General features: G+C 69.1%; 19 protein-coding genes. 9 read left to right on the forward strand and 10 right to left on the reverse strand.

The genetic code is table 11. The features are described 5' to 3' along the window. Positions 1-16: 16 nt before the first annotated feature. From VGN45_RS11320 to VGN45_RS11340, 5 genes are all read right to left on the reverse strand, one after another. The gene (locus VGN45_RS11320) at positions 17-226 is read right to left on the reverse strand and encodes a helix-turn-helix transcriptional regulator (protein WP_327462480.1); all 210 of its coding nucleotides are present in this window, start codon (positions 224-226) and stop codon (positions 17-19) included. Beyond that, positions 219-887 carry a hypothetical protein gene (locus VGN45_RS11325; protein ID WP_327462482.1) on the reverse strand — a complete coding sequence of 223 codons (669 nt, stop codon included), beginning with the start codon at positions 885-887 and terminating at the stop codon, positions 219-221. Before VGN45_RS11325 ends, VGN45_RS11320 begins: the two co-directional genes overlap by 8 nt. A 66-nt stretch (positions 888-953) precedes the next feature. Beyond that, on the reverse strand, positions 954-2,249 hold the full coding sequence (locus VGN45_RS11330; RefSeq protein WP_327462484.1) for a dicarboxylate/amino acid:cation symporter: 1,296 nt from the start codon (positions 2,247-2,249) through the stop codon (positions 954-956). 39 nt (positions 2,250-2,288) lie between these two features. Further along, on the reverse strand, positions 2,289-2,816 hold the full coding sequence (locus tag VGN45_RS11335) for a methylated-DNA--[protein]-cysteine S-methyltransferase (protein ID WP_327462486.1): 528 nt from the start codon (positions 2,814-2,816) through the stop codon (positions 2,289-2,291). A 58-nt stretch (positions 2,817-2,874) separates the two neighbouring features. Next, positions 2,875-3,627, reverse strand: a complete 753-nt coding sequence (locus tag VGN45_RS11340) for an extensin family protein (protein WP_327462488.1) — start codon at positions 3,625-3,627, stop codon at positions 2,875-2,877. Positions 3,628-3,756: 129 nt separating this feature from the next. Here VGN45_RS11340 and uvrB point away from each other — a divergent pair, with 129 nt between their 5' ends. Further along, the gene (gene uvrB / locus VGN45_RS11345; protein WP_327462490.1) at positions 3,757-6,093 is read left to right on the forward strand and encodes an excinuclease ABC subunit UvrB; all 2,337 of its coding nucleotides are present in this window, start codon (positions 3,757-3,759) and stop codon (positions 6,091-6,093) included. Here uvrB and VGN45_RS11350 read toward each other — a convergent pair. Both VGN45_RS11350 and VGN45_RS11355 read right to left on the reverse strand, forming a co-directional pair. Beyond that, entirely contained in the window at positions 6,077-6,928 is an 852-nt protein-coding gene (locus VGN45_RS11350) for a hypothetical protein (protein ID WP_327462492.1), read from the reverse strand. The genes uvrB and VGN45_RS11350 overlap by 17 nt on opposite strands. After that, positions 6,925-8,187 carry a hypothetical protein gene (locus VGN45_RS11355; protein ID WP_327462495.1) on the reverse strand — a complete coding sequence of 421 codons (1,263 nt, stop codon included), beginning with the start codon at positions 8,185-8,187 and terminating at the stop codon, positions 6,925-6,927. Before VGN45_RS11355 ends, VGN45_RS11350 begins: the two co-directional genes overlap by 4 nt. 156 nt (positions 8,188-8,343) lie before the next feature. Here VGN45_RS11355 and VGN45_RS11360 point away from each other — a divergent pair, with 156 nt between their 5' ends. The 5 genes from VGN45_RS11360 (at position 8,344) to VGN45_RS11380 (ending at position 10,577) form a co-directional block, all read left to right on the forward strand. Next, entirely contained in the window at positions 8,344-8,943 is a 600-nt protein-coding gene (locus tag VGN45_RS11360; RefSeq protein WP_327462497.1) for a DpnI domain-containing protein, read from the forward strand. Further along, a complete protein-coding gene (locus VGN45_RS11365) occupies positions 8,943-9,140 on the forward strand; it encodes a hypothetical protein (RefSeq protein ID WP_327462946.1) in 198 nt (65 codons plus the stop codon). Before VGN45_RS11360 ends, VGN45_RS11365 begins: the two co-directional genes overlap by 1 nt. A gap of 324 nt (positions 9,141-9,464) precedes the next feature. Further along, positions 9,465-9,644 carry a hypothetical protein gene (locus VGN45_RS11370; RefSeq protein WP_327462499.1) on the forward strand — a complete coding sequence of 60 codons (180 nt, stop codon included), beginning with the start codon at positions 9,465-9,467 and terminating at the stop codon, positions 9,642-9,644. Next, on the forward strand, positions 9,641-10,234 hold the full coding sequence (locus tag VGN45_RS11375) for a hypothetical protein (protein ID WP_327462501.1): 594 nt from the start codon (positions 9,641-9,643) through the stop codon (positions 10,232-10,234). The genes VGN45_RS11370 and VGN45_RS11375 overlap by 4 nt, the downstream gene beginning before the upstream one ends. A gap of 118 nt (positions 10,235-10,352) precedes the next feature. Then, the gene (locus tag VGN45_RS11380) at positions 10,353-10,577 is read left to right on the forward strand and encodes a hypothetical protein (protein WP_327462503.1); all 225 of its coding nucleotides are present in this window, start codon (positions 10,353-10,355) and stop codon (positions 10,575-10,577) included. Between the two features lie 44 nt (positions 10,578-10,621). Here the strand turns inward: VGN45_RS11380 and VGN45_RS11385 are convergent, their stop codons facing one another. From VGN45_RS11385 to VGN45_RS11395, 3 genes are read right to left on the reverse strand one after another with little or no spacing between them, the layout of a single operon-like run. Further along, complete coding sequence (locus VGN45_RS11385) at positions 10,622-11,398, reverse strand: RNA methyltransferase (RefSeq protein WP_327462505.1); 777 nt, start codon at positions 11,396-11,398, stop codon at positions 10,622-10,624. 7 nt (positions 11,399-11,405) lie between these two features. Next, positions 11,406-12,428, reverse strand: coding sequence for a S1/P1 Nuclease (locus VGN45_RS11390; protein WP_327462507.1), 1,023 nt, complete (start codon positions 12,426-12,428; stop codon positions 11,406-11,408). Between the two features lie 30 nt (positions 12,429-12,458). Then, complete coding sequence (locus VGN45_RS11395; RefSeq protein ID WP_327462509.1) at positions 12,459-13,136, reverse strand: nitroreductase family protein; 678 nt, start codon at positions 13,134-13,136, stop codon at positions 12,459-12,461. A 119-nt stretch (positions 13,137-13,255) separates the two neighbouring features. Between VGN45_RS11395 and VGN45_RS11400 the strand changes: the two genes are divergently transcribed. From VGN45_RS11400 to VGN45_RS11410, 3 genes are read left to right on the forward strand one after another with little or no spacing between them, the layout of a single operon-like run. Continuing rightward, a complete protein-coding gene (locus tag VGN45_RS11400) occupies positions 13,256-13,780 on the forward strand; it encodes a 3D domain-containing protein (protein ID WP_327462511.1) in 525 nt (174 codons plus the stop codon). Between the two features lie 38 nt (positions 13,781-13,818). Next, positions 13,819-14,997, forward strand: coding sequence for a helix-turn-helix domain-containing protein (locus VGN45_RS11405; RefSeq protein WP_327462513.1), 1,179 nt, complete (start codon positions 13,819-13,821; stop codon positions 14,995-14,997). Between the two features lie 25 nt (positions 14,998-15,022). Further along, complete coding sequence (locus tag VGN45_RS11410; RefSeq protein ID WP_327462515.1) at positions 15,023-16,489, forward strand: S41 family peptidase; 1,467 nt, start codon at positions 15,023-15,025, stop codon at positions 16,487-16,489.

A 16,489-nucleotide genomic window follows, 5' to 3' on the forward strand; every position in this document is an offset into this window, starting at 1 on the left:
CTACGGGTGAGGATTTCTAGTCGTTCAGCCAGAACAAGTCCTCCACCGTCACCCCCAAGGTCCGCGCCAGTAGGAGCGCCAGCGTGGTCGACGGCACGAAGACCCCGTTCTCGACCGTGTTGATGGTCTTCCTCGACACCCCCGCCCGTTCCGCCAGCTCGGCCTGGGTCAGGCCGGCGGCGGTGCGGACCTCCTTCAGGTGCGAGCCCAGCCGGGCGTCACCCATCGTAGGACCGGCTCAGCCAGGCGAACCTGAGCGACGCGGTCGAGGCCGCGGCCCACAGCACCGCCGGCAGGGCGATCACCGCCCAGTCGGCCCGCCACAGCCCCAGCAGATAGACCCCGCAGGCGCCGAACATCAGCACCAGAAAGGCCGCCGTCACCGCCCGCGCCCGGATCGACTGGACCAGCTCGTCCTCCAGATATTTGCGCAGCTTCCGCGCCTCGCCGTCCCAGTTCATCACCATCAGCGTCACCAGCACGGCGTACAGCGCCGCGTTCGCCGCCATCAGCCAGTCCAGCCGCTCGGCCGTGCCGTGAACCATCCGTTCGGCCGCCATCATGGCCACCGCCGTCAGGATCAGGGTGGCCAAGGGCATGGCGGTCAGCTGGCCGACCCGCGCCCGCTGTTCCCGGTCGCGGCGCGGCCCGCTCTCGATGCGGCGCCCGACCCTGTAGCCGGCCCAGGCGAACAGCGCCGCCATGGCCCCGACCCCGGTGGCCACGCCCGCGGCGGTCATGATCCCGTCACCCAAGACGACGTCGCCCCGCCGGTTCGCCAGCCAGCCGACGATCCCGGTCATGGCCCCCACCAGCGCCAGCACCACCGCCGGCTTGAACAGCCGCATGCCCAGCTTCTGATAGGCGCTCGGTTCGCTCTCGGTCATGACTAGCCTCCCGTGTAACTCACGGGTTACATATCACCTATAGGTGACACGCCTGTCAAGCGGACCTCAGATCGCCGGATCGGCCTCTTCCGCCGCGTCCCCGCCCTGCACGATTCGCGTCACCGCCAGGTCGGCGGTGACGTTGCCCAGGGTGCGGAAAATGTCAGGGATCACCTCCACCGCCAGCAGGATCGGCAGCAGCTCCAGCGGCACGCCCATGGCGATGCAGATCGGCGCGATCGAGACGAAGAAGCTGACCTGTCCGGGCAGGCCGACCGAGCCGATCGACACCAGGATGGCCGTCAGCCCCGCCGCCACCATGGCCGCCGGCGTCACCTCCACCCCGAACACGTGCGCGCACCAGATGACCACGCCCAGATTGGCCACCGGGCTGGTGATGCGGAACACCGCGACCGCCAGAGGCAGCACCAGGCCCGCCGTCGCTCGCGACACGCCGAGCGCGTCGACCGCCCGCTCGACCATGACGGGCAGGCTGGCCAGCGACGACTGGGTCGAGAAAGCCACCACCTGCGCCGGCGCCGCCGCCCGCGCGAACCGCGCCAGGCTCACCCGGCCGAAGACCATCACCAGCGGATAGCACAGGGCGATCAGTCCGATCTGCACCAGCGACAGCACCGAGACGTACTGCAGGAGCACCCCCGCCGCGCCGATCCCGGCCGTCAGCCCAACGCCCATGGCCAGGGCGAACACCCCGACCGGCGCGACCGTCAGCACCCAGCGCACGATCACGATCATGGTCTCGCCCACCGCCTCGAAGAAGGCGACCATCGGCAGCCTCAGCCGGTCGGGCAGACGCGTCGCGGCGAAGCCGAAGAAGACGGCGAACACCACCAGGCCCAGGATGGCGTCCTCGGCCGCGGCCCGGATCGGGTTGGCGGGAGCCAGGGTCTTGAAGAATTCGCTGAACGGCGCGCCCGGCCCCAGGCCCTCGGGCGGCGCCGGCGCGCCGGCCCGCACCGCCGCCGCGCCCGCCTCGTCCACCGGCCAGATCGCCAACAGACCGAAGTTGGCGGCATAGGCGTACAGCACCGCGAACACGATCAGGATGGCGAACCACATCAACGCCTTGGCCGCCAGTCGCCCCGTCCGCGCCGCGTCGGCGATCGAGGCGATGCCCGTCACCAGCAGGCTGAACACCAGCGGCACGATCGTCATCTTCAGGGCGTTCAGCCACAGGGCGCCCGCAGCCGACACCATCTCCGCCGTGCCCGACCCGCCGGGCAGCCCCCACTCGCTGGCCGCCGCCCCCGCCGCCAATCCGCCGACCAACGCCAGCAGAACCCACAGGCTCAGGGAAGAGAAGAAGCTGCGCGACGAGGTCGAGGAGGTGGGCGGGGTCATTCCGTCACGCTAAGCAGCATTTCGCGCCTGCGAAAGAGCTTAGATCAGCAGCGCCCCCTCGTGCCGCAGCAGCCAAGTCTTTCGCTCCAGACCGCCGCCGAAGCCGGTCATGGATCCGTCCGCCCCCACGACGCGGTGGCACGGCAGGATCAGCGGGATCGGGTTGCGGTTCAGCGCCACGCCCGCCGCCTGCGCCGACCCCGGTTCGCCCGCCCGCTTGGCCGTCTCCCCATAGCTGATCGTCGTCCCCGCCGGCACCTCGGCCAGCAGCCGCCAGACGCGCCCCTGAAACCCGTCCGCGCCGGTCGCGCCCTCCAGAGTCCAGGGCACGCGAGCCAGCGCCGCCCGGTCGCCGTCGAAATAATCCGCCAGTCCCCGCCGCACAGTCTCCGGCGCCGCCCCCTCGACCATTGCTGCGTCCGGCCATTCCCGCCGCAGGGTCCTCGCCAGACCATCGGGCCGCGCCCCGTCGAAGCTGACCCCGCGCACCCTCCCCTCAACGTCACACGCGACCGCCAGCGCCCCGATCGGGCTGGGCAGGACGGAGATGGTCAGGCTCACGGTCACGCGATCATCCTGCCGCTCCGGCGCATACACGTCCGGCGGCTTTCGGACCCCACCCGTCTCACCGGCAGAAGGCCCGCCCGCCCGGCTCAAGATGCAGATGGTCCTGGTGCGGCGCGTCGTAGTCGGGGCTCAGCACCGTGCCGAACACGCGGCACCCCTCGTCGCGGATGCGCCTCAGGAAGCGGGCCTCGTCGTCGCCCGAATACCAGTCGTCCTTGACCATGATCCGCCGCCCGTCGCGCAGCACCACTCCGGCGAAGTCCACCGCCGCCGCGCGGGAATGGGCGCTGGGCCGCGCGCCCGGCCGGTTCGAGACGGAGCGGCAGGAATAGGTGCCCATGTGCACGATCTCGACCACGTCCTGGCCGAAGATCTCGCGCGCCGCCGGCTCCACGACTTGCCGCCGCCAGACGGAGAAGGCCAGCGCCGTCTGGCACGTCATCGTCGGCGCCGCGGGCCGCAGCCGCGCCACCGTGCCCCGGTCGACGTCCAGCGTCCCCGCCCCCGTCAGCCCGCAGGTCTCGGAGTTCACGACGTCCGGCACGGTGGAGAACCGCACGCCCGCCGCGTCCAGCTCCGCCAGACACAGCCCCAGATGCCCCCCCGCCTCGTCCACCCGGGACCGCGTCCCCCCGTCCAGCCGCCCATCGACGACGCCCGACGTCACGAAACTCTCCGCCCTCACGCCCGTGGAGGACGCCACCACCGGCGCCAGCGGCCGTTCCCCCCACCCCGGCGGCGGCGGGTTCAGCCCCCCGAAACAGGAGGCGGTGAGGAGGAGGATCGACAGGGCGGGGGCGGCGCGGCGCATGAGCACGGAGGGTAGCGGGATTCGCGGCGGGGATGGGGCGGGCGCCTCCCGCCACCTGCCGTCAGCATCCCCTCCCCGCCCCGCGCGTTCGTCTGGCGCCCAGCCCTCGCCGGACCTATCTTCGCGTTCATGAACCGTTCCAGCACGCCCGCGCCCGGCAAGACGAAATCCGCCAAGCCCGTGCACACCCCCGGCGCCGGGATGCAGGAGGCGCCGGCGGCCTTCCTGCGCGACTCCAAAATGCCGATGTTCGCCCCGGTCACCGGCCCGCGCCTGACGCCGTCCGAGGCGCCGGGCGCGCCCGAGGGCTGGACCCCGCACCGCCCCGACCGCGCAGGGGCCAAGCGGCGCCAGCCCTTCCGCATGGTCTCGCCCTTCCAGCCCTCGGGCGACCAGCCCGCCGCCATCGCCGAACTGGTCGAGCAGGCCCAGGCCGGCGAGCGGGACCAGGTGCTGCTGGGCGTCACCGGCTCGGGCAAGACCTTCACCATGGCCAAGGTCATCGAGGCGACCCAGCGCCCCGCCCTGATCCTGGCCCACAACAAGACGCTCGCGGCCCAGCTCTATTCCGAGTTCAAGAGCTTCTTCCCGGACAACGCGGTCGAGTATTTCGTCAGCTACTACGACTACTACCAGCCCGAGGCCTACGTCCCGCGCACCGACACCTACATCGAGAAGGACAGCTCGATAAACGAGCAGATCGACCGCATGCGCCACTCGGCGACGCGGGCGATCCTGGAGCGCGACGACGTCATCGTGGTCGCGTCGGTCAGCTGCATCTACGGCATCGGCTCGGTCGAGACCTACACCGCCATGACCTTCGGGCTGAAGGTCGGCGACCGGATCGACGAGGCCAAGCTGCGCGCCGACCTGATCGCCCTGCAGTACAAGCGCAACGACGCGGCGTTCGAGCGGGGAATGTTCAGGAAGCGCGGCGACGTCATCGAGATCTTCCCCGTCCACCTGGAGGACCGCGCCTGGCGCGTCCAGCTGTTCGGCGACGAGCTGGAGTCGATCCAGGAGTTCGACCCGCTGACCGGCAAGAAGACGAACGATCTGGAGGAGATCACCGTCTACGCCGCCAGCCACTACGTCACCCCGCGCCCGTCGCTGAACCAGGCCATCACCGGCATCAAGGCCGAGCTGAAGGAGACGCTCGACTGGATGGTCGAGAACGGCAAGCTGCTTGAGGCGCAGCGCCTCGAACAACGCGTCCGCTTCGATCTGGAGATGATGGAGGCCACCGGCTCCTGCGCCGGAATCGAGAACTATTCCCGCTGGCTGACCGGCCGCGCGCCCGGCGAGCCGCCGCCCACCTTCTTCGAATACATCCCCGACGACGCCCTGCTGTTCGTCGACGAGAGCCACGTCACCGTGGGCCAGATCGGCGGCATGTACCGCGGCGACTACGCCCGCAAGTCGACCCTGGCCGAATACGGCTTCCGCCTGCCCAGCTGCATCGACAACCGCCCGCTGAAGTTCGACGAGTGGAACGCCATGCGGCCCCAGACCATCCACGTCTCGGCCACCCCCGGCCCGTGGGAGATGCAGCAGACCGGCGGCGTCTTCGTCGAACAGGTCATCCGCCCCACCGGCCTGATCGACCCCCCGGTCGAGATCCGCCCCGTCTCGGGCGAGACCCGCAACCAGGTCGACGACGTCATCGACGAGGTCAAGGCCACCACCCGCGCCGGCTACCGCAGCCTGGTCACCACCCTGACCAAGCGCATGGCCGAGGACCTGACGGAGTACATGCACGAACAGGGGGTGCGCGTCCGCTACATGCACTCCGACGTCGACACGCTGGAGCGGATCGAGATCCTGCGCGACCTGCGCCTGGGCGCGTTCGACTGCCTGATCGGCATCAACCTGCTGCGCGAGGGGCTGGACATCCCCGAATGCGGCCTGGTCGCCATCCTGGACGCGGACAAGGAGGGCTTCCTGCGCTCGGAGACGTCGCTGATCCAGACCATCGGCCGCGCCGCCCGCAACGTCGACGGCCGCGTCGTCCTCTACGCCGACCGCATGACCGGCTCGATGGAGCGCGCCATCGCCGAGACCAACCGCCGGCGCGAGAAGCAGGAGGCGTACAACGCCGAACACGGCATCACGCCCGAAAGCGTCAAGCGCGACATCAAGGAGATCCTGGCCAGCCCCTATGAGAGCCGCGCGCTCGACGCCCTGACCCGCCCCGGCGTCGCCGAGGAGGCCAAACCCTTCGTCGGCTCCAACTTCCAGGCCGCCCTCAAGGACCTGGAAGGCCGCATGCGCGACGCCGCCGCCAACCTGGAGTTCGAGGAAGCCGCCCGCCTCCGCGACGAGATCAAGCGCATGAAGCTGATGGACCTGGAGTTCGCCAACGACGTCATGACCGCCGAGGGCGAACAGGTGGACAAGGCCGCGCCGAAGAAGTGGCGTCAGGAAGCGGCGGCGGAAATGGCGGCGGCGTTCAGGAAGGGGCGGTAAGTACTGGGGTGGGCGCCGGCACCAACACTGCGCCAAGCAGGTCTTTATGCCGAAACACGTACTTTGTAAGCGCGGAGCCGTTGGAGCAAATGACCGAAACGGCGTCGGTCGGCCTGTTCTCCATTGCAACCAACTCTACCCGCTTGCACGCCGGCTGCTGACTTGCCTTTTCGGCCGCCCGCCTCATGGCAAACCTAGTTTCATGGTCCAGACCTTGTCTCGGGATCGCATCCGGATGGATAGCGCCAGCGGAACGAATATCGTCGGGAACCTTAGATCCGACCGCTGCCCGCGCGCGCTGCTTCAGATCGGATCCCACCGGGCCAAAAAGGAGCACGCCGCTTGAGCATGCTCTTTGATCGGCGATAGCGGCACACGCCAGTGCCGTTGTAGATAAGCTCGCGTGCTTGGCTCCCCTATAGAAATAGACGGCGCTAACCGCCATAGATCCAAAGGTCAGCGCGGCCAGAAGAAAGAATGCTAGGGTGGGCACGACGCTAATCTTAGAGGTCATACCCTGCGTATGCCGCCAGCTATTTCGCTCTCTGTCGAACTCAGCAATGGCCTCCAAGCGCCAAGAGGTGTATAGAAATTGGAATATTATTCCAAAAGATGCGACCACAGCGCCTGCGAGGAATAGACTCGTGGCGGGATACGCGATCAGCGCCGCAACAGAGATGTTTTCAGTGTTAGCGGCAAACCCAGACACAGCAATCACGCCGCCAGCATTTGCAATAACGAGAGTCGTACAGAGCTGACGGAACCACCAAGCGGACGCCTCCTTTTCGGAGGCTGACCTAGGCGAAATGGTGGGCTCACTCTCAGCGATGGTCAATCTTGAATGTCCTCAACGATCAAGCTTCTGATTGCACCGTCGTCGTCCAAGTATGGTCTAGCAAAAAATGTCTTCTCCTCTTCCTTAAGACTATCTATAGCCTTAACTGACAGCCTTCTAATCAGTTGGCGGTTCAGGCTGAAAGGTACGTCCAAGTCCATACTCTGTATCTTGCATTTGCCAGAGTGAGTGACGCGATTGTACTCAATTACGAAGACGGGTATCTCATAGACCTCCCGGCTCAAAACGCTGTCTGAAATCATTCGTCCGCGCACTTCGTCGATGTGTGCGATCTTCCGGCCGGGGCGACCGACAGCCAGATCCATGTCGGTTGGCGTTCTGCGAAGTGGGAGAACTATCTCTTTCACCAACGGGCGAGCGCGAGAGGCGAGCTTGTCCAGTTCTTCATCATCCGCGCCGATCTCGTCAGCTTGGAAGCGGTCGCCAATCAGTCGTCGCGTCAATCGTGGCCCGAGGTCGTTGGCCGCATATTGAATCCGGGCAGCTTGCTCTGCGGCCGCAGCGGCCGAAGAAGGCTCCTTGGCCGAAAACTTGTCTAACGCATTGATGATTGTCGTCTCTTCGGAAAAAAGGCGGACGCCGGGAGAAGCGGCGATTTCGGCTACGCCGTCCAACGACCGCCGAGCATCTTCCAATTGGGCGAAACCTCCGGCTTGGAGGTTCCGTCGCGCCTGGCGAGCGACGGCAATGTCAGTCTCCAAGCTTATACGACTTAGCTTGTCCGCTTTTTGTGTTTCCTGACTCTTGGCTAGCGCCGCTTTTGTTAAGCGTCGGCGCTGAGGCTCATCCCGTAGGGCGGGAATGTTCCGGCTTGTCCGCCGTTTGCGCTGCGTCAGGACCGTATCCGCCGCGCTTAAATCAACCTCTGGCACTTGGTCGAGGACGGCGTCAGAATTCGAATTAAACAAGTCCATGTTGTCCAAGGACTTCCCGGTCGTCCATGCGAACAAGGCATCGAACCCAATGCCGAGCTTCACGTTCTCTTTTGCGGTCTTCCAAAGATTATTTATATATATCCAAGATCCATACTCAGGAAGCTGCGTAAAAACCTCAACATTCGAAGCTCCGGTTATACGTCCGGGCACTTTCCCCTTCCGCCTGAAGGATTCGACGGTCGCAATTAGGCGAGCGAGCGCGTAGCTGCTTCGGCTGTACTCGTAGAATTCAATCCGACCGTTGTCCGTCTCACCACCATGAAACGTGGTGATGACTGAGGATATCTTCTCAAGCTCGCTCACTTGCGCCCATCCCTGCCTATCCTTCAACTCCCTGAGCGTAGCAATATGAGCATGGGAACTTCAAGTTGAGCGGCTTGCGGGCCGAAAGGAGCGTTCCCGGCTCTCCCTCATCACAGGCCTAACGACTGAATAACCGAAGGTTCGCCATGCTGCGGCATGGCCGAAGACGATCACAGCTGGAGCCCGCTCGGCTTCGCCGAGGAACAGGCCGTCTATCGCGGGCCGACCCAGAACGTCCGCGCCCTGTCCGAGGGCTGGGCCGCCGCGCACCTGTTCTGTCCGGCCTGCGGCGCGGAGCGGTTCCGCCAGTTGCCGAACAACTCGCCCGTCGGCGACTTCATCTGCGACGCCTGCGCCGAGGAGTTCGAGCTGAAGGCCAAGGCCGGCGGGCTGGGCCGGTCGATCCCCGACGGCGCCTATGGCGCGATGACCGCGCGGCTGGCGGCGCGCAACAATCCCAGCCTGTTCGCCATGAGCTATGACCGGGACCGCGCCGGCGTCACCGACCTGATTGTCGTGCCCCGGCACTTCTTCACCATCGACGTCATACAGGCGCGCAAGCCGCTCTCGGCCACCGCCCGCCGCGCGGGTTGGCAGGGATGCAACATCCTGATCGGCCAGGTGCCGGCGTCGGGGCGCATCCCGCTGATCGCGCGTGGCGCGCACGTGCCCAAGGGCGAGGTGCTGGACCGCTGGCGCTCCACCCTGTTCCTGCGCGACGTGACGCTGAACGCGCGCGGTGGCTGCTGGCCGTGATGAAGGCCGTCGAGGCGGTGGGCAAGCCCGAGTTCGACATCGACGAGGTCTACGCCCACGAGGCGGCGCTGTCGGCCCTCTATCCCGACAACCACAACGTCCGCCCCAAGATCAGGCAGCAGCTTCAGGTGCTCCGCGACCGGGGCTGGCTGGAGTTCACGGAGCGGCGCGGGAGTTATCGCCGGGTCACGCCCTGATCCTTTCGTCATCCTCCGGGCCGCGCGCAGCGCGGAACCGGGGGACCCAGCGGCGCCGCGACGGCGGCGAAACAGGGCAGGTCGAGCGTGCGAAAGGTCGCCTTCGGCGCCGCTGGGTCCCCCGGTCGCTCCTGCGGAGCGCCGGAGGATAACGAAAGATAGGAAAGCGGCGCCCCACTTATTGCGACGACGTCGCCCCGTTTTCTGTTTCCCTTCAACGCCCCTCCCCTTTTTTCCGCCTTTTCGCCGACGTCGGTTCCCCGGCGGCGCAGGCTGTGCCCGTCCCGTCGCTCGGGGAGGGAGGACAAGAGAGGTGAGATGAAGATGAAGCCGGACATTTACGACCGACTGAACGCGCGGCTGAGGATGATCACCCGGATCGCGGAGATGGGGCGGGAGGCGGCGCGGATGCGGGCGGACACGCCGCGCGGGCGCCGCGCGTGGGCGCGGATCGACGCCCTGATGGCGCGGCTGGAGGCGCTGCCGCCGGTGACGTCCGGATGAGCTGGGACACAGGCTGGGACGCGTCAGATTTTGGGGCGCCGCCGGGGGGCCGCGGGCAGAAGGTGCGGGACGGCGACACCTGGCGGCAGGTGCGGCGGGCGTGGGAGGGCGGCGAGACGGCGCAGTCGTGCGCGCGACGGTTCGACGTGGGGCTGGACAATCTGTGGCGGCGCCGCGCGAAGGAGAACTGGAGCCGGGACCGGCCCGACGACCCGGCGCCGGAGCCGGCGATCGGCTGGGACCGGCACGCGGCGCAGCTGCTGGACGCGTGGGAGGACCGGCTGGACGAGGTGCGGGAGCTGGCGCTGCATCTGGCCGACACCCTGGCGGGGCGGCCGATCGAGAACGTGAACGCCTGGCACCTTGGCTTTCTGTTCCATCAGCGGGCCGAGCGGCTGGGGTCGGAGACGGCGGCGGAGGATCATGAGCGCGCGCGGGAGCGGGGCGACGACTGGATCGACGACGTGTGGGACGCCGAGGGGCGACTGAGGCCGCCGGCCACGATCGACAGGGCGCTGATGCGGCGGTTCCGCGACGACTGGCGCACGGCGCAGGGGCTGCCGGAGGGAGCGGCGCCGGACGTGCCGTAGTCCCGTTTCGATACAGCCTGTGATCACCTTGGCGTGATTACCCACTACTTTGGATTGTCGCGGGCGGTGTTTGCGGGGAGCGTGCCGGGGGGCGCTTCGCCCCTCTGGAGGACTGGACATGAAGACGCGTTCGCTGGTTTCCGCCGTTCTCGCCGCATCCGTTCTGGCCGCCGTCGCACCCGCCGTGTCGGCCGGCGCCCACGGACCGATCGAGTCCGAGCACATCTTCTATGAGAACGGTCAGATGGTGGGGCAGATCATCCGCTATTGCGACGGCCACTATTGGCAATGGGGCGATCTGATCCAGATCGACAACGAGTTCATCTATTACGGCTGCGGCTGAAGGCGCGGCGGCCGGCTTCGTCGGGAGGCGGAGCCGGCCTGCGCCTATGCGCCTGGGCCCTCGCTCCGCGCCTGCTGCGCCGCCAGCTTGGCCAGCACCCGGCCCCGCCCCCGGGCCAGGGCGTGCACGGCGCCGCGCAGGGTGGCGACCTCCTGCTCGCTCAGTTGGGCGCGGGCGAACAGGGCGCGCAGGTTGCGCATCATCGACGGCTTCTTGTCCGGCGGGTGGAAGAAGCCGCCGGCCTCCAGCTCGGCCTCCAGATGGCCGATGAAGCCCTCGACCAGGGCGGCGTCGGCCGGCGGGTCGGCCTCGCGGAAGCGCGGCGGCGGGGCGTCCAGCACGGTGGTGCGCCACTCGTACGCCGTGACGGCCACGGCCTGGGCCAGGTTGAGGCTGTGATGGCGGGGGTCGATCGGGATGGTGACGATGCCGGTGCAGCGGACCACGTCCTGGGTCTCCAGCCCCGCCCGCTCGCCGCCGAACAGCAGGCCGACGGACTGGCCCTCGCCGGCCGCGCCGTGCAGGGCCTGCGCCGCCTGACGGGGGGTGAGGATCGGCTGGCGCGTCTCGCGCGGGCGGGCCGTGGTGGCATAGACGGTCTGCAGGTCCGCCACGGCGGCGGCGACGTCCTCATAGGTGCGGACGCCCTCCAGCACCCAGTCGGCGCCCGAGGCCGTGGCCCAGGCCCGGTCCTGCGGCCACCCGTCCCGGGGGCTGACCAGCCTCAGGTCGGTCAGGCCGAAATTGGCCATGACGCGGGCCACGGCGCCGATGTTGTCGGCCAGCTGGGGCCGGTCGAGGATGACGCAGGGCGGGGTCAAGACGGGCTCAGTCCTGGCCCACCATGGCGATCCAGGGGTCCGCCGTGCCGGCCTCGACCTCGGCCACCTTGACCTTGGGCCAGCCGACCTCGGCCTGACCGGCCAGGCGCCAGGCGATGACGATCAGGTCGCGCAGCTCGCCCGCCCCGGCGGCCAGCCGCGCGGTGGCGAAGGCCGTGCCGCGCGGGTCGCCCGAGGCGAAGCCGCCGGCCTTCTCCAGCCGGTAGAAAGGCACCACCTGCTCCAGCGTGGTCCGCAGATAGCCGGTCACGCGGGGGGGCAGCTCGGTCTCGTCCAGCCGCGGATCCGGCAGGGCGGCCTCGACCTCCTGCAGGCGGACGTGATCGCGCACGAAGTCGCCCTCGAACATGCCGTGCGTGCGGCGCGAGGTGGTGAAGCCCTCCGGATTCGGCACGTCGGCGGACCAGCCGTTGTAATGGATGGTCACGTGATGCGGCTGGGCCCCGTCGCCGACGTAGTGGCTCAGTTCGCCGATGGTCTTCAGGATCAGGCCTTCGCGGCGGATGCGGTCCTCGCGGTACCAGGCGCGCCTGGCCAGATCGGTCTCGCGCGCCTCCGCCGCGTGCAGCACGCGCCAGTGGGCCAGGTCCACCACCAGCTGCTGATGCGCGTCCATCAGGGCGTAAGGCAGGTACCCCGCGTCGTCGACCTTGATCCCCGCGGCCAAAAGGGCGGCGTCGTATTCGGACTTGAGACGCGGCAGGGCGTCGATCGACACGCCCGCCTCGGTCATGATCCGGCCGTCCTCGATCATGTCGACGAAGTGGGCGGTGTCCCGCTCGCGGTCGTGCGGTTGGCCGGCGCCCTTCCAGCGGTCGGGCTCGCGCGACAGCTCGCCGACCTCGGCGGCGGCGGCGGGATCGCGCAGGAAGGCCGGCAGCTCGACGGGCAGGGCCCGCATGGCCGTCATGCCGACGATCCGGTGCCCCGTCGCGCCCCAGGCGGAGACGTCGGCGGCCGGCAGGGCGACCAGGGCCAGGGCGGCGACGGAAATCAGAAGACGCTTCATGGGACGGGCTCACGGATCGACGGGGACGCCTTAATCGATCCAGACGGCGATCCGGTCCAGAGACTTCTTGTCCAGCGCGGCGACGGGGACGGTGGCCCCGGCCGCCGGCTTGCCCGCGACCAGCAGCAGGAACGGCTTCTCGTCCGCCGGCCGGCCGCAGATTTCGTTCAGGAACCCCATGGGGGCCGGCGTGTGCGTCAGCGTGGCCAACCCGGCCGAGTGCAGCGCCGCGATCAGGAAGCCCGTGGCGATGCCCACGGATTCGGCGACGTAATAGTTCTTCTTGGAGTCCCCCGGCCTCGGCCCGCCCCGCTTCTGGGCGAAGACGGCGATCAACACGGGCGCGACCTCCAGAAAGGCCTTGTCCGGGTCGGTGCCCAGGGGCGCCAGGGCGTCCAGCCACTCCTGCGGGGCCTTTTCGGCGTAGAAGGCGCGCTCCTCGGCCTCCGCCGCCTCGCGGATGCGTCGCCGCGCCTCCGCGCCCTCGATGACGGCGAAGGTCCAGGGCTGGTGATTGGCGCCCGACGGGGCCGACCCCGCGGCCATCAGGGCCGCCTCGACCACCGCGCGCGGCGCCGGGTCGGGGGCGAAGTCGCGCACGGTGCGACGTTTGGCCATCAGCGCCAGAAACGCCTCGGCCCGCGCGATCCTCTCGGCGTCGGAAAGCTCCGGATATCCTTCGAGAAGTCGGTTGGGGTGATCGCGCATGGTCTCAAGCCTAGCGCGCCGCCCCCTGCCCCTCCAGCCGAGCCTGCCCGGTTTTCGCCCCATTTCGCCGGGAAAAGCGCTCCGTCGGCGGCAGGTCCGGCGTTTCCGCGAGTCGCCGGATGTCCACCGCAGCCGCCGTGCTGGCCCTCGTCTGGGCCATGACCTTCTCCCCCGACGCCCCCGCGGATCCGGTCCCCTACGACCAGCTGATCGCGGCGGAAGCGGCGGCGGCGACCACGGCGGCGACCGCGCTCAGCGCGGAACAGGCGGAACACATGGCGGCCGACGCGGACTGGCGGCTGTCGGCGCGGCTCTATCATGCGGGCGGCGGCGGAGCGACGGGCAACGACAGCCTGGGATGCCGGCCGATCGCCATGCGGACCGTGGCCATCGACCCCCGCGTCGTCCCGCGCCGCACGCGCCTGTTCATCAAGGAGACGGTCGGGATGCGGATGCCCGACGGCACCGTCCACGACGGCTACTGGTACGCCTCGGACACCGGCGGGGCGATCAAGGGCAACAAGATCGACCTCTACACCGGCCACGGCCGCGGCTCGATGCGTCCGGCCATGCCGCTGAACATGTCGACCCTGACGGTGGTCGAGGCCGGCCGCTTCGACGGCTGCCCGCCCGCCTGGAACTGACGCTTCCCGCAGGCCGCGCGCCGGACTAGCCTGCCCGCATGGGGGAGGCGGAACTGTATCTCGGGTGGCGGACCGCGCTCTTGGGCGCGAACATCCTGCAGCTTCTCGCACTCGCGGTCGCCCTGGCCTTCAGCGACGGCGTGCGCGCGGCGAACCGGCTGCTGGCGGCCCTGCTGATCGTCGTCGCCGGACTGCTGATCCCCTATGCGATCGGGTTCGCGGGCTTCTACGACGCCTGGCGCGGCCTTACGTTCATGCCGGTCACGGTCTCGCTGGCGATCGGGCCCCTGCTCTGGGCCTACGCCTCGACGCTGGACGACGGGCGGCCGCCGCGGAGGTTGAGGCTGCACCTGATCCCGCCGGCGCTGCAGTTCGCCTATTTCAGCCTGTGCTTCCTGCTGCCGCTGGACGCCAAGTGGGGCTGGTACACGGGCGGACATCGGGACTGGGTCGATCCTGTTCTTGAGGTCGCCACGCTGACGTCGCTGGCGGCCTACGCCTGGGCGGTCGGCGGGGTGCTGAAGCGGCGGGGCGCCCGGCTGGCGCAGGCGCGCAGCGACGACGACCGCTTCGCGGCGGGATGGCTGAAGGCGGTCTGGGCCGCGCTGGTGCTCGGCCTGATCCTGAATCTCGGCTTCTCGGCCTGGTCCTGGCTGAGCGGCGGCATCGACTTCTTTCAGCAGACGGGGCTCTACCTCGGGCTGGGCCTGCTCGGTCTCTGGCTGGGCGTCGGCGGGTGGCGGCACGCGGCCCTGCCTCAGGCCCTCCCGCCGGACCTTGAACCGGAGGAGCCCAAGCCGCTCGAGCGCGCGGCTCCGGACTGGGCCGCCGTCGGCGCCGAGGTCGAGCGCCGGGTGCGCGAGGCGGAATGGTGGCGCGAGCCGGACCTGTCGCTGGCCGATCTGGCCCGACGGCTGGGCACGAACACCGGGCGGCTGTCGCGGACGATCAATCTGGGTTTGGGGATGAACTTCTCGGTCTTCGTCAACGGCCTGAGGGCCGAGGCTGTGGCCGAGGCGCTGAAGGATCGGCCGCACGCCGATCTGCTGAATCTCGCGCTGGAGATGGGGTTCGCCTCCAAGGCCAGCTTCAACCGCGCCTTCCGCGCCCGGTTCGGAATGCCCCCGTCGGAGTGGCGGCGCGGCGTCTCAGATTCCGATTATTCGCATGCCCAACCGGATTTGAGGCGCGACGCCGGGGCCGAAGCGACAGGCTGAGGCGTCGCTGCCGGAGCCCCGCCCGATGATCGCATCAACCCGCCGCCGTTTCTTGAGCCTCTCCGGCGCCGCCGCGCTCGCCGCCGGCCTGCCCCCGTTGGCTTTCGCAGGCGACGCGGACTGGAGCGGCGACGTCGACGTGCTCGACGACGCCTGGTCGACCCTGCACCCCGGCCTGCTGCGCTATCAGACGCGAGAGGATCTGGACGCCCGGCTGGCCCGCCTGCGTGCCGACTGGGCCGCGCCCGGCACGTTCCGCGACCGGCTGCGCGCGCTGAGCCGGGTCACCGCAGCCGTCCGCTGCGGCCACACCTATCCCAGCCCGTACAACGCCGGGGAGCCGATCCGGGCGGCGATGTATCCGGACCGCAGCCTGGTCCCCTTCGCCTTCCGCTGGCTGGAGCGGCGCATGGTGGTCACGGCCGATCAGTCCGGCGTCGGTCTGTTCCGACTGGGCGACGTGATCGAGACGATCGACGGGCGGACGACGGAGTCCGTGCTGCTGGACCTGATCCCGCTGGCCCGGGCCGACGGCTCCAACGACGCCAAGCGGATCAGCCTGATGGAGATGCGCGGCGACGACCGGTTCGAGACCTTCGACCTGCACTTGCCGTTGATCCTGCCCTTGAAGGATAGCGCGGTCTTCGGATTGGCCGACGGGCGGCGGATCGAGGCGCCGCTGCTGACCCTGGCCGAGCGCCAGGCGGCGCGTCCTGCGACCGACGACGCGGGGGACGCCAATCCCTGGACGCTGGACAAGGGCGTCGACGGGATCGCTCGCCTGACCATGCCGGGATGGGCGCTGTACAATTCCAGCTTCGACTGGCGGGCCTGGCTGGGCGGAGCGATGGACGATCTGACCGGCGACGGGGCGCGCGGGCTGATCGTAGACCTGCGCGGCAACGAGGGCGGGCTGGACTGCGGCGACGTGATCCTGAGCCGGCTGCTGGACCGCGATCTGGCCGTGGACGCCCAGCAGCGCTGGGTGCGGTATCGCCGCGTGCCCGACGCCCTGCGCCCGCATCTGAGCACCTGGGACGACTCCTTCTACGACTGGGGAGATCAGGCTCAGGTCTCGACCGAACGTCCCGGCTTCCTGCGCCTGACGCGGTGGGACGACGGCGGCGCGACCTCGGTCATCAAGGCCGAGGGGCGCCGGTTCGCGGGAAAGGTCTGCGTCCTGTGCGACGCGTCCAACAGCTCCGCCACCTTCCAGTTCGCCCAGACGGTCAAGGACGCGGGGCTGGCCACGCTGGTCGGCCAGACCACCGGCGGCAACCGGCGCGGCATCAACGGCGGGGCCTTCTTCTTCCTGAAGCTGCCTGCGTCGGGGATCGTGATCGACCTTCCCCTGATCGCCGCCTTCCCCGCCACGCCCCAGCCCGACGCCGGCATCGAGCCGGACCTCGCCGTCGCCACCACGGCCGAAGACGTTCGTCTGGGCCGCGACCCCCAGATGGCCGCCGCGACGCGGCTGATCCTGTCCGCCTGA

Origin of the sequence: Brevundimonas sp. (assembly GCF_035999125.1) — a bacterium.
GTDB lineage: Bacteria > Pseudomonadota > Alphaproteobacteria > Caulobacterales > Caulobacteraceae > Brevundimonas.

What these genes read in the sequence shown, in the direction of transcription:
- VGN45_RS11320 (WP_327462480.1), bottom strand. Translation starts at nt 226, where the DNA reads ATGGGTGACGCCCGGCTGGGCTCGCACCTGAAGGAGGTCCGCACCGCC.
- VGN45_RS11325 (WP_327462482.1), bottom strand. Translation starts at nt 887, where the DNA reads ATGACCGAGAGCGAACCGAGCGCCTATCAGAAGCTGGGCATGCGGCTG.
- VGN45_RS11330 (WP_327462484.1), bottom strand. Translation starts at nt 2,249, where the DNA reads ATGACCCCGCCCACCTCCTCGACCTCGTCGCGCAGCTTCTTCTCTTCC.
- VGN45_RS11340 (WP_327462488.1), bottom strand. Translation starts at nt 3,627, where the DNA reads ATGCGCCGCGCCGCCCCCGCCCTGTCGATCCTCCTCCTCACCGCCTCC.
- uvrB (WP_327462490.1), top strand. Translation starts at nt 3,757, where the DNA reads ATGAACCGTTCCAGCACGCCCGCGCCCGGCAAGACGAAATCCGCCAAG.
- VGN45_RS11360 (WP_327462497.1), top strand. Translation starts at nt 8,344, where the DNA reads ATGGCCGAAGACGATCACAGCTGGAGCCCGCTCGGCTTCGCCGAGGAA.
- VGN45_RS11365 (WP_327462946.1), top strand. Translation starts at nt 8,943, where the DNA reads ATGAAGGCCGTCGAGGCGGTGGGCAAGCCCGAGTTCGACATCGACGAG.
- VGN45_RS11370 (WP_327462499.1), top strand. Translation starts at nt 9,465, where the DNA reads ATGAAGCCGGACATTTACGACCGACTGAACGCGCGGCTGAGGATGATC.
- VGN45_RS11375 (WP_327462501.1), top strand. Translation starts at nt 9,641, where the DNA reads ATGAGCTGGGACACAGGCTGGGACGCGTCAGATTTTGGGGCGCCGCCG.
- VGN45_RS11380 (WP_327462503.1), top strand. Translation starts at nt 10,353, where the DNA reads ATGAAGACGCGTTCGCTGGTTTCCGCCGTTCTCGCCGCATCCGTTCTG.
- VGN45_RS11390 (WP_327462507.1), bottom strand. Translation starts at nt 12,428, where the DNA reads ATGAAGCGTCTTCTGATTTCCGTCGCCGCCCTGGCCCTGGTCGCCCTG.
- VGN45_RS11395 (WP_327462509.1), bottom strand. Translation starts at nt 13,136, where the DNA reads ATGCGCGATCACCCCAACCGACTTCTCGAAGGATATCCGGAGCTTTCC.
- VGN45_RS11400 (WP_327462511.1), top strand. Translation starts at nt 13,256, where the DNA reads ATGTCCACCGCAGCCGCCGTGCTGGCCCTCGTCTGGGCCATGACCTTC.
- VGN45_RS11405 (WP_327462513.1), top strand. Translation starts at nt 13,819, where the DNA reads ATGGGGGAGGCGGAACTGTATCTCGGGTGGCGGACCGCGCTCTTGGGC.
- VGN45_RS11410 (WP_327462515.1), top strand. Translation starts at nt 15,023, where the DNA reads ATGATCGCATCAACCCGCCGCCGTTTCTTGAGCCTCTCCGGCGCCGCC.